The organism is Paenibacillus dendritiformis, assembly GCF_015845845.1.
In the GTDB taxonomy this organism is placed as follows: domain Bacteria; phylum Bacillota; class Bacilli; order Paenibacillales; family Paenibacillaceae; genus Paenibacillus_B; species Paenibacillus_B dendritiformis_C.
Window position 1 is genome coordinate 45,701 of record NZ_LDIG01000073.1, and the last position, 11,632, is coordinate 57,332.

The 11,632-nt window shown below is 55.9% G+C and carries 10 protein-coding genes; 4 read left to right on the top strand and 6 right to left on the bottom strand.

Annotated elements, in window-relative coordinates; genetic code table 11:
- Positions 1-4 precede the first annotated feature (4 nt).
- The 6 genes from ABD76_RS04380 to ABD76_RS04405 form a co-directional block, all read right to left on the bottom strand.
- Positions 5-4,537 (bottom strand): non-ribosomal peptide synthetase, encoded by a 4,533-nt coding sequence (locus ABD76_RS04380; RefSeq protein ID WP_242069355.1) that lies wholly within the window; start codon positions 4,535-4,537, stop codon positions 5-7.
- Positions 4,512-5,537, bottom strand: a complete 1,026-nt coding sequence (locus ABD76_RS04385) for a cysteine peptidase family C39 domain-containing protein (protein WP_197254558.1) — start codon at positions 5,535-5,537, stop codon at positions 4,512-4,514. The genes ABD76_RS04380 and ABD76_RS04385 overlap by 26 nt, the downstream gene beginning before the upstream one ends.
- Positions 5,538-5,787: 250 nt before the next feature.
- Positions 5,788-6,357, bottom strand: coding sequence for a manganese catalase family protein (locus ABD76_RS04390; RefSeq protein WP_197254560.1), 570 nt, complete (start codon positions 6,355-6,357; stop codon positions 5,788-5,790).
- Between the two features lie 48 nt (positions 6,358-6,405).
- On the bottom strand, positions 6,406-6,681 hold the full coding sequence (locus ABD76_RS04395; protein ID WP_197254562.1) for a spore coat protein CotJB: 276 nt from the start codon (positions 6,679-6,681) through the stop codon (positions 6,406-6,408).
- The gene (locus ABD76_RS04400) at positions 6,678-6,926 is read right to left on the bottom strand and encodes a spore coat associated protein CotJA (RefSeq protein ID WP_119791426.1); all 249 of its coding nucleotides are present in this window, start codon (positions 6,924-6,926) and stop codon (positions 6,678-6,680) included. The genes ABD76_RS04395 and ABD76_RS04400 overlap by 4 nt, the downstream gene beginning before the upstream one ends.
- A gap of 173 nt (positions 6,927-7,099) precedes the next feature.
- The gene (locus ABD76_RS04405; protein WP_197254564.1) at positions 7,100-7,624 is read right to left on the bottom strand and encodes a Crp/Fnr family transcriptional regulator; all 525 of its coding nucleotides are present in this window, start codon (positions 7,622-7,624) and stop codon (positions 7,100-7,102) included.
- 233 nt (positions 7,625-7,857) lie between these two features.
- Between ABD76_RS04405 and ABD76_RS04410 the strand changes: the two genes are divergently transcribed.
- The 4 genes from ABD76_RS04410 (at position 7,858) to ABD76_RS04425 (ending at position 11,069) form a co-directional block, all read left to right on the top strand.
- The gene (locus ABD76_RS04410; RefSeq protein ID WP_197254566.1) at positions 7,858-8,274 is read left to right on the top strand and encodes a YhjD family protein; all 417 of its coding nucleotides are present in this window, start codon (positions 7,858-7,860) and stop codon (positions 8,272-8,274) included.
- 219 nt (positions 8,275-8,493) lie between these two features.
- Positions 8,494-9,762: a DNA polymerase IV gene (locus ABD76_RS04415; protein WP_197254568.1), complete on the top strand. Its 1,269-nt coding sequence runs from the start codon at positions 8,494-8,496 to the stop codon at positions 9,760-9,762.
- Positions 9,759-10,274 carry a YhjD family protein gene (locus ABD76_RS04420; protein ID WP_197254570.1) on the top strand — a complete coding sequence of 172 codons (516 nt, stop codon included), beginning with the start codon at positions 9,759-9,761 and terminating at the stop codon, positions 10,272-10,274. The genes ABD76_RS04415 and ABD76_RS04420 overlap by 4 nt, the downstream gene beginning before the upstream one ends.
- Positions 10,275-10,385: 111 nt before the next feature.
- Entirely contained in the window at positions 10,386-11,069 is a 684-nt protein-coding gene (locus tag ABD76_RS04425) for an SOS response-associated peptidase (protein WP_197254572.1), read from the top strand.
- The last annotated feature ends 563 nt before the right edge of the window (positions 11,070-11,632 follow it).

Here is an 11,632-nt window from a genome sequence, read left to right on the forward strand (position 1 = left end):
CCCCTCATGATTTGAAGAGAATGTCCAGCTCGTCTTGGGTAAGCTTCACCGTCTCGAAGTCGGATGGCGTAAAGTCGGACTGCCCCGTCTCCGCGCACAGGTGAATCACTTCGCTCAGCCGCTGCATCAAAGCATCCATGAACGCCTCCATCGACTCCCGCTTGAACTTGGCCGTGCTGTAGGACATCCGGACCTGGAGCTTCCTGTCCATCACGATGGCCACGACATCGACCAAGCAGGACAGCCGGTTGCTCGCGCAGATGTCGCTTCCCGTATCCTCATCGGCCATTTCCAGCACGGGGCTCAGCAGATGATTGTCGATCTCCCCCATATAATTGAAGCGAAGCAAGCTCCGGCCCGTCTCCGGGATGCGGCCGGAGAAGTATGACAAGATGCCATAGTCCATCCCCTTGTTCGGAATGGAGCGAAGCTGTTCCTTGACGCTCTTGATGATGCCGGCAGGCTCTGTGCCAGGCAGGCGGAGGTTGACCGGATACATCGAAGTGAACCAGCCCACCGTTCTGGACACGTCCATGTTGTCGAACAACTCCTCGCGCCCATGCCCTTCCAGCTCGATCGTGATGTTCTCCTTGCCGGTGAAGCCGCCAAGCGCCATGGCCAGGGAAGCGACCAGCAGATCGCTTGTCTGCGTGCGGAACGGGGCATTCGCCTCCCGCAGGAGCCTGCGCGTCTCTTCCTTGGACAGTTCCCTGACCAGCGTGCCGCATGCGGCATGCCGATCGTCGGCTGCGGGGAAGTCGGGTTGCAAGCTGTCTTCCGCCTCGGCTGTGACCGACTGCCAGTAGGCCAAATGTTCGAGCGCCCGCTCGCGGCTGTACGCTTCGATCGCATCCGCCCAAGCCTGGACGGAATGCGTTTTGCCCGGCAATGGCAAGCTTGGGCCGCCCAGCATCGATTGCAGCACCCGGTCGAGGTCTTCCAGCAAAATACGCCAAGATACCCCATCGATGACCAAATGATGCGCCGTCAGCAAAAGACGCTGTCCCTGAACGCCTTCCTCAAATAAAAGCGATTTAAACAGCAAACCTTGTCCAAGCCGCATACTCGCTTTGAACGACTCGGCGCGCTTCTTCAACTCCGCGGACCGTTCCTCCTCCGAATGGCAGGTGAGATCGCAGCAGGCAATCTCCACGTCATCCCTCTCCACAGGCCGGTATTCCAGGCTTCCGGCCGCTTCGTCAACCTGCAGCCTCAAGGCGTCATGATGCTGGATTAGCCTGTATAACGCTTCTTGGAGCTGCGCCGCCGTGACCGCCTGCTTCAAGCGAACGAGAACAGATTGGGCATAGTAGTGCGGATTGCTCCATGGTTGGCGGAAAAACCAGGTCGTGATCGGCAGCGGCTTGACCGCCCCTGTGCACGGGCCTTGCGCAATCGGTTCAAAATGATTCATTTCGATCAGCGCCGCCAGCTCGTGGATAACCGGGTAGCTCAAAATCTGTTGAACCTTTAGCCTGTACCCGGCGGCGGTCACCCGCGACGCAATCTGGATCGCTTTGATCGAATCGCCGCCCATGTGATAAAAATTGTCGCGGGCTCCGATGTTCTCCGCCTGCAGCACGTCCTTGAAAATATCCGTCAATAAGGCCGCAATATGACCGGATGCTTCCGCGTCGTTCTGTTCAGGGGCCTGTTCCGGAGCGGGCAAAAGCCGGCGATCGACTTTGCCGTTCGGCGTAAGCGGCAGTTGATCGAGCCGGACAAAATAGGCCGGAATCATGTAGGACGGCAGCACCTCCGCCAGCTTCATCCGCAGTTCCAGAACGGAGATTCGCCCCTCCGCAACGAAATAAGCGACGAGCTGCTGCTGCCCGTCCTCCCCGGTCCAATCCACGACGACCGCATCTTCAATCGGGGCCAGAGCAAGCAGTCGATGCTCGATTTCCCCCATTTCAATCCGGTACCCTTTTATTTTCACCTGGTGATCGATTCGTCCCAGATACCCGATATCGCCATGATGATGGCGCATGGCCAAGTCGCCGCTCCGGTACATTTTCTTGCCGGGCAGGAACGGGTTGTCCACGAAACGCTCCCGCGTCAGTTCCGGTCTATGCAAGTAGCCGCGGGCGACGCCGTCCCCGGAAATATAGAGTTCGCCAACCGTCCCATTCGGGACCGGCTCCAGCCTCTGATCGAGCAAATAAATTTGCACATTGTCGATCGGCTGCCCGATCGGCACCGATGATCCCTTGTCCCGTTCCGGATCGAACTTGTAAATCATGCATCCGACCACCGTCTCGGTCGGTCCGTATTCGTTGTAGATGTCGATTCCGCCGCAGGCCTGTTCGTGAATGTGGCGGGCGAGCGCGCACTTCAAATCCTCGCCGCCGACGATGAATGTCCGGACGGCGGATGCGCTCAAATCGACGTCTTTGATCAGCGCCAGATGCGCCGGGGTCAGCTTGATGACCGTCGCCTTGTTGTCGCGCAATATGCGATGAATAATGAACTCGTTCCCGTCATCCTCATAGATCTCGATCCGATGGCCGCTGATTAACGGCGTAAAGATGGAAGTCACCGTCAAATCGAATGCAATCGAAGAATACAGGGCAAAAACTTCGTCGGAGGCGCGAAGATACGTCTTGCTTGCCCACCAAATATAGTTCACCAAGCCGCGGTGCTCGATCATCGTTCCTTTCGGGTTCCCCGTGGAACCCGAGGTATATATGATATAGACCAAATCGTCTGCCGATCCGTGGGCCGGCAGATTGCTCCCGTCGGCTTCGTATATCCGTTCGTCATCGAGGTCGATAACGGCTCCTTCATACGACAAGCGATCCCATTCGCTGCCGTGCGTCAGTAGATGAGAAGCCCCGCTGTCCCGCAATATATATTCGATCCGTTCCTGCGGGTAATCGGGGTCTATCGGAAGATACGCGGCTCCCGCCTTGATGACCGCCCATATCCCGACCACGAGCGCGAGCGAGTGCCGCCCCATGACGGCCACAGGCGTATGCGGGCCGATTCCGCTCTTCAGCAGCGTTCGGGCCAGCCGGTTCGCCCGTTCGTTCAGTTCGCCATACGTCAGAGACTGTCCGCCGCAGGCGACGGCGACGCGGTCCGGCGTCCGTTCGACTTGTTCTTCGAAGAGCTGCAATATCGTTGCGGTCGCGGGATATTCACGGTCCGTCCGGTTGCAAGCGTACAGCAGCTCCGCGCGCTCCCCCGGCAGCAGCAGCTGCATATCGCGGATGGCGGCCTCCGGACGGCTTACGGCTTGATCCGCTATATAATGCAGGCGGCGGTACATCTCCTCGATGTGCGAATCCGTATAATCGCCTGTTTTATAATCGAAATACAGCTCCAGCCCTTCATTCGGCGACCATTCGGTGACGATGAGCTGCAAGGGATACAATTGATTGCCGTTATGCGCTTCGATTTGCTGCATTTTCCATCCGGGGCCGAAGCTCTGATCGAATGCGGTATTGTAGTAGTTCACGCATACCTGAAATAATTGATCCAGTCCCCGTTTGTGAAGCTGAAGGTCCTGCACGAGCAAGTTGTAAGGATATTTCTGATGGAAATAACATTGGATGAGTTCGTGATTGATGTTATGTATGAACGTGGAGAATGACGTATCGTCCTCGATGTCAGCCAGGAACGGCATCGTGCTGGTAAACATGCCGAATGTGTTTTTTTCCTTGACTCCGGTGCGATTCAATACAGGCGTGCCTATCATGATGCGGTCTTGAAGCGTTGCTTTGTGGAGGTAAATGAGCATCGTTGCGATAAAAAAGGTGTTCAGCGATATTCGATGCGTCTGTACGAAGGAGCGAATGGCTTCTGAAGTTTGCGGGCCGATTCGGAATTGTTGACGTTTGCCTGCCGTGCCGCTTGCCGTCGCTTGCAAGGCAACGTCATGGACGTTCTCGAATTTTTTCAGCCAGTAGTGTTTATTTTTCGCGAAGCGGGAAGACGATAAGTAGGCCTGCTCTTGTTCAATGTAGTCTAAGTAACTGGGCCGGTCTTTCAGCTCAACCGTCTGTCCCTGCATTAACTGGGTATAAATTTGGTTGATATGCGTGGTCATCAATTGAAAAGACCATCCGTCGGAAATCATATGATGGACTTTCGTCAGATATGCGCTTTCCGTCTCGCTAATTTTTACGAGCGCAAACTCGTGCAGAAATTCCCCGTCCAGCGGCAGCGGCTTGGCAAACTCCGCGCTGACCCAGGCATCGACACCGGCATCCGAGGAACGGGCCGTAAAGTCGATGAACGGAAACGTTCGTCTTCGATACGCGGTCACGGTCTGCCACACCGCCTCGTCCCGTTCGACGAGCCGGAGGCGGATGGCGTCGTTGTGCTTGACGAACAGATTGATGGATTCCTCAAGCAACTGAAAATCAACAGGGCCGTAAATTTTGATAAGTCCTCCGATGTTGTGAATGCTCGTGCCCGGGTAAATGTTTTCCACATACCAGATTCGCTTTTGCGGATGTGTCAACGGATACAGCTTGGACGCTTCCAGAGAAATAACCTCCAATCGGTTAAGGTACGGATGGTTGAGGAGCAATGCGGTGTTCCAGCGCTTCCGCGACGGACTCCAGGATCTGCTTTTCGCTGTCCATAAGAGAAGTCATCTCGTCGATTCCTTGGTTCAGAATGGCATCATCCCCGGTCAAGGCGTACTTCATCAGCACATGCCGCAGAGCCAAGGCTCGCTCTTCTATCGGCCGGAAACACCCCGTAAATGCCGGTGCAAGAAGCTGGCGTCCGCATAAATAATCGATTCGCATTCCCATCGTTTTTTTATGCTCCCACAAAATGTGGATGGGCCTGATATCGCGTTTGCGCACCAGGGCCGGCATATTGCGGATTAATGCGGGATATACGTTGACGCCGAAGGCCAGATCCAACGGATCGGCCGTTCCCCGGCGGGGCCGGGAGACATCGCAGCCGGAAAGATATTGTTCCAGCGATTCTTGGATGAATGCGGGATCGAGGCTGTAGCTTCCCGCTCTATTGAGTTTGTACAAATAGATTTGCTCTTCGTAGCGGTCCGTCCATTCGAGATGCTGGAAACCTTGCTCCATTTCATGAAACGGCACGAGCGTCTTGCGGAACTGCATCTCCTCGTCATAGCCGAGCACGAAGAACACCCTCTTGCCGTCATCGTACCCGTAGACCAGAATATCGTGGGCGTAGTGGATCTGGCGGTACACGCGTCGGCGGGGGATATAGAACTCGTCGACATAGAGAGAAATCGTATAACCCGAATTGATACTATTTACCAAAAATTCGACAATTCCCGGCTGTGAATCAAGCACGAATTCCCGTTCCAGTTTTTGTGTAATCAGCCACGGACACCGCATGAAATCCTCGCCGTAAAATGTGAGCGGCACGGATTGGGAAGCGCGTTCTCCTTCCAGATCCTGATGGCAATAAAGGTGAATGAAATTGCTGTAGAACCACGGCAGCGCCTCTTCGCGGGCGAGCGCCGTGCATAGGGGGTAGGCCACATACTGATACCCAACAATGGGCGGAATGACGAGTTCCAGTTCCTTGACACCCAAACCGGCAAGCCACCTCTCTGATTAAATTGAATATTATGTAAAAATATGAAATATAATATAATTTTCTTCAATATCGTCTGTTTTCTACTTTTTGTCATACGCAGAAACAATATTCCCATAGATGTTTATTCTTGTCAATATGGACTGAATATTTTAACATTTTTTTCACATCATCTCTTGTCGTTATTGTGTCCATTTGCGAGAAACAAAAAGCCGGCGTCCTTGGCGGCACCGGCTTCACCTTATCGTGTTAAAATATCTTCTTCGCATCCCGCCGTTCCTTCAAAATCTCCACCGCTTCCCTGAACCGGAGCGAGTGGATGACTTCCCGTTCCCGCAAAAATTTCAGACTATCCTGCAAATCGACATCATCCGTCAGATCGATCAGCCATTGATACGTCGCCCGTGCCTTCTCCTCGGCAGCGATATCCTCGTACAAGTCGGCGATCGGATCGCCCTTCGCCTGAATATAGGCCGCCGTCCAGGGCACCCCGCCCGCATTTTCATAGAATAGCGCGCTGTCATGGGAGACATAATGCGCCCCGAGTCCGGCCGCTTCCAATTCCTGCGGCGTCGCGTCCTTGGTCAGCTTGTATACCATGGTGGCAATCATTTCCAAATGAGCGAATTCCTCCGTCCCGATATCGGTAAGCAAGCCGATGACCTTATCCGGAATCGAGTAGCGCTGATTCAAATAGCGAAGCGCCGCCGCCAGCTCCCCATCGGCTCCGCCGTACTGCTCCAGCAGGAGCTTAGCCATGCGCGGATCGCATTTGCTGACGCGAACCGGATATTGCAACTTCTTCTCATATACCCACAATGCCGCTTCCCTCCTAACGTTGCTTCCCCGTCCTCCTCGAGACTTCCGTTACACCTGCCACGGCCACGGCGTGTCTGTCCAGGACCAAGGGCATTTCGAATAGAAGCCGCCGGCCTGCAGGGGGCCGAACCTCTCCTGAAAATGCCTCGCCACCTTCATCCGTTCATGAACATAGTGATTGAACTGCTGGATCGCCTGATTGTCTTCGGGATGCGTATCCAGATACAGATTCAGCTCGATCAGCACAAAATCGATTTCCTGCAGCTGCAGCAGGCTGTCATAATACTCCCGAGTGCAGAACGGGTGCGTGCCATGTGTGCTCAAGCCGTTCCCTCCTCCCGTCTGCCCTTCGGCCGATAAGGGCTGAATAATGCCGGCCACAGCGTTCCGCACCGCAGCGCCTGCGGCGGCGGGAATTGCGGCAAATTCGGGGGCTGAAACGTAATGAACAAGTTCGGCGGCACGACATAGGTCTTGTAGGGCAGCGGCGGGCAAGGATCCCATGGCCCCCGGAACGGTATATAGAACCTTTCCTGCGAATGCGCTCCCGGCCCGCATGCGGACGGCATCGCTGCCGGCTCGGCCCAGCCACGCGCTTGCTCGTTCTCCATGATGCTCGGTAACCTCCTTTGTCAAACGGATAAATAACACTTCACTTCCTACTCATATGAGCTATCTGGAATGTCCCATGACATGAAATAAACCGCTCAGCAGCAATGGGTCTGCTGAACGGCTTGCCCGTTCATCGCTTCGTCATTGAATTGTCGCCCTGCCGGAGCAGACGGTTGACCGTCTCGCGCCGCACTCCGATGAGCTGCCCGATCTCTTCTTGCGTCAGCATATCGGTAAGCGGGGTCTTGTTCGTCATGCTGTCCAGCCACCTGGTCAGCAGCGCCAGCCGCTCGGCGGGCGATCCGATCGTCAGATGATCGAGCCGCTGCTGCATGAAGCGAAGCTTCTCCTGCAGCAGCTTGGCCACTTCGAGCGCTTTCCCGGAATCGTTCCGCAGCTCCTCATACCACGCCTCCGCTTCCATCCGCTCGACCGTGCCGGTTACCATGGCCGTCGCCGTCCCATGGCAATCCTTCGGGGAGATAAGGGAATGATGCGGCACCATCTCGCCCGGATACAATATATTGAACAGCACGATGTTCCCGTTCTCATGCAGCCGGGTCACTTTGAACAAGCCGCTCACAATCCGGTACAGATACGTGCCCGGATCGCCTTGGCGGAATAATATCTCCCCGCGATGCAGCGTAATCTTCATTCCTGCTCACTCCTTCTTCCATCCCGGCTCTTTCCTTTTCCTCTGTTCTTATTGTAAACCATTTTGCCCCCTTCCACCATCATTTACCCATTGAAACCAGAATGTTTGTTCGCTATATTAGTTATAAAACAGAACACAAGTTCGTACAATAAGGTTATCAACCTTTCCGCGGGCCTCCGCGATTTCAATCGGGGGCGCCGCATGGATGGACGTTACGCAAGGAGGAACCCGGTATGACTGTATTGTCCGCGACAAGCGGGCCTCCGCCTCATGACGGGGAAGACGCCCTGCTGGTGAAGCAGTATACCCTTCAGACCCTCGTCCTCGACGTGCTCGAGCGCGATATCGGCCGCATTGCCGTGTCGGGGCTGAAGATGGGAGAAATTTATATCCAGGGGCTGCGTCAGGCGCAGGACGACGCCGCCTCCGATCTGTTCCGCATCCGCAAGCAGTTCCGGCGCCGCGGGATTAAGATCGTGTCCGAGGAACGGCTGGAGCACGGCGTGCGCGTGCAGTACGTGTGCCGGGGGTACCACCGCTCCTTCTACATGCTGCGCGGCCTGATCCGGGCCGAGGTGAAGAGCCTGCTGCAGCGCTATCTGCATATCTCCGGCCACCCGGGCGAGCCGGAGGGGACAGCCGACAGCTAAGCCGCATCGCAGGGCGGAACGGCATCCGCTCCGGCAAGCCGTCACGGCCATGCCGCCGCTTATCGGAACGAAGCTCCGCCAAGCCGGCGGTATTGTTTTTATCGGCGCGGACCGCCCTCCGATTCCATAAACTTCATTTGCATAGAGAATGTATGTTCGGTATATAATAAACACGAATGCATGTTCTTATTTTAGATTCGATCGGTTGAGGTGGTTACATTGAGCGGAAGCAAGGAACGGATTATCTTTTTGGCGGACTGCCAAAGCTTCTATGCCAGCGTGGAAAAAGCGGAGCACCCGGAATATAAACATATGCCGCTCGTTGTATCCGGGGATCCCGCGCGCCGATCGGGAATCATTCTGGCCGCTTGCCCGATCGCCAAAAGCTATGGCGTAACAACGGCGGAACGGCTTGGGGAAGCTCTGAACAAGTGCCCCCGCCTGATCGTGATGCGTCCCCGCATGCAGCATTATATCGACGTCTCGCTGCTCATTACCCAAATCTATGAACAATTCACCGATCTCGTCGAGACGTTCAGCGTCGATGAGCAATTTCTCGACGTGACCGGGAGCCGGACGCTGTTCGGAGACCCTGTCACCATGGCCAAAGAGATTCAGCGCAGCGTGCTCGAGCAGACCGGAGTATGGGTCCGGATCGGGATCAGCTCGAATAAAATTTTGGCCAAGATGGCCACGGATATATGGGCCAAGAAAAACAAAGAGGGCATCTTCGCCCTGGCTCCGTCCGACATCGAGACGCTGCTGTGGCCCCAGCCGGTCAACAAAATGTTCGGCGTCGGCTCCCGCATGACGGCCCATTTTGCCCGCCTGGGCATGACGACTATCGGAGATATCGCCAGAACCCCGCTGCCGGAGCTCAAGGATAAATTCCGCGCCCGCTTCGGCAAGCAGTCGGACATTCATGCCGAAGTGATGTGGCGCACCGCCAACGGCCTCGATGACAGCCCCGTCTCCCCGGATACGTTCCGCACGCCGCCGCAATCGGTCGGCCACATGATGACCTTGCCCCGGGACTACGCCACGGAATCGGAAGTGGATACGATTCTTCTCGAGCTTACGGAGGAAGTGTGCCGGGATTGCCGGCGCAAAGGATATATGGGCTCGGTCGTCACGGTCAGCTGCATGTGCAGCCCGTACGAAGCGCCGACCGGGTTCTCCCGCCAGATGACGATGCCGGATCCGACGAATAATACGAACAAAGTATTTGCCGCGGCCAAGCAGCTTTTCTATACGTTTTGGAACCGCAGGCCGGTCCGCCGCGCCGGCATCATGCTAAGCAAGCTGGTGGACGATCAACTGTATCAGCTTACCCTGTTCGAGGATCAGGAAAAAGCGAGAGCATTGGAGAGAGCGACGGACGGCATCAAAGAACGGTACGGCAATGCGGCGATCGTCCGCGCCTCCTCCCTGACCGCCGCCGGTCAGGCGGCAGACCGCGCAGCCAAAATCGGGGGGCATTATAAATGAGCAAAAAACTCCAAAAAAACGGTCTGTGGGAATCGAGCAGAATGATGCTTCCCCAGCATAAGGAAGCGCTGTTGAACCACCGCCTCGGCCTCGATCAACCTTCCCAGACCGCTCGCACGGCTCCGCCCTCCCCTCCGAAGCGGGAAGAGCTGGAGCTGATGAAAAGCTATGTCATGCTCTCCCATTTGCAGACGATGGTGACCCGAAAAATCCGGGAGATCGAGCACTCCTCCGAAACGCTGAAATCGCTGTATGCCCAGGCCGCCCAGGTTCTTGCGCAGCATATTGACCGGGATTTATCCAGGGCCGGACGCGCCATGCTGGACAAGAACATCCAGCTGTTCCCGGGGGAGCACGACGGCCAGGCGATCACGTACCCTTATACCTGCCGCGGCCATGAGGGCAGCTTCCTCATTACGCGGGAATATATGCGGGCCGACATGAGCAAGAGGCTGGGGAAATATACCGAGCATCTGGTGGCGGCTCTCCGCAAGTCCTCCATCCGGGCGTGATCGGCGGGAACCAGCCCGGTTCAGATCCGGCCGTTCCGGGCGCGGGCATTGGAGACGCCGGCATCCATCGGGTATAATGAAGTCGTTCCATAAAAAAGGGAGGGGAGAAGCATGTGCGGGAGATATTCATTGACGGTGAGCTTGGAGGAACTGCTCGCCTATTATGCGCTGGAGGAGGATGCGGCTGCGGCCCTGCTCTCTTACGGGCCCCGCTTCAATATCGCTCCGGGCCAGCCCATCCCGGCTGTCATCCATGACGGGGCGAAGCTGAGAATCGGCCCGCTCCGCTGGGGCCTGATCCCCTCCTGGGCCAAGGACGGGAAGATCGGCTGGCGGACCGTGAACGCCCGCGCCGAGACGCTGCGCAGCAAGCCGGCGTTCCGCCTTCCGTTCGAGCGCAAGCGCTGCCTCATTCCGGCGGACGGCTTCTACGAATGGAGAACGGAGCCGGACGGCACGAAGCAGCCGATCCGGATCGTAAGGCAGGATGGCGGCCTCTTCCAGTTCGCCGGCCTGTACGACACTTGGATCGATGCCGAGGGACGCAAGGTAAGCACCTGCACGATCATCACGACCGAACCGAACGAGCTGATGGCTCCGATACATGACCGGATGCCCGTGATCGTGCCGCCCGAGCAGATGACGATGTGGCTCGATCGCAGCACGACCGACACGCTGCGGCTGGAGCCGCTTCTGCGGCCCTGTCCGGCCGATGAGCTTCGCGCCTACCCGGTCCACAAGCGGGTAGGCAATGCGAAGACGGATGATCCCGCTTGCATTGAGCCGCTCTCCTAACACGATACTCGATCCGACAAAAGGCTGTCCCATAGGCAGTGCACAAGGATGCGGGGCAAGCCGGGATGTACACATAATATAGAGAGAGGCAGGAAAACGGCGGAGGGAAAAGCGGCGGAATATGGACGGGTTGAGACGAGGCTGTTGTAAAATGAGGCTGTCAGACGGAGCTGGTGAAAAGAAATCCTGCGTGAATGCACTAGCGTTGCATCGAGCGGTTAGTTCATAATCTAATTTCAATTAACATCAATATATGATATATATTTACATCTGCAATGTCCGCGCTAAGTCTAAAAAAGTCGAGCTGGAAATAGACCCTGCGCGTTATCCATTATATGTAAAATTATTTTTCGTTTGTCATTACCTCACAATCAGTTTCGGTTTCATCGACTTCGTTGCCTTTTTCGGACGTCTCCCATTTCGCTTTGGTCGTCCCTTAGATGTTCGGGTCGGCTTGCGGTTGAGTGCAGCGATCAAATTTTCCCATGGTTTTTCCGCATAGATGCGAATCAACTGAAGGAGATCCCATGTCGACTTATTACAGTCCAATGTTAGTTTAATTA

Excerpts from the sequence above, each read along its gene's own strand:
- ABD76_RS04400 (WP_119791426.1), bottom strand. The coding sequence starts at position 6,926 with ATGCCGTCCGCATGCGGGCCGGGAGCGCATTCGCAGGAAAGGTTCTAT.
- ABD76_RS04405 (WP_197254564.1), bottom strand. The coding sequence starts at position 7,624 with ATGAAGATTACGCTGCATCGCGGGGAGATATTATTCCGCCAAGGCGAT.
- ABD76_RS04410 (WP_197254566.1), top strand. The coding sequence starts at position 7,858 with ATGACTGTATTGTCCGCGACAAGCGGGCCTCCGCCTCATGACGGGGAA.
- ABD76_RS04420 (WP_197254570.1), top strand. The coding sequence starts at position 9,759 with ATGAGCAAAAAACTCCAAAAAAACGGTCTGTGGGAATCGAGCAGAATG.
- ABD76_RS04425 (WP_197254572.1), top strand. The coding sequence starts at position 10,386 with ATGTGCGGGAGATATTCATTGACGGTGAGCTTGGAGGAACTGCTCGCC.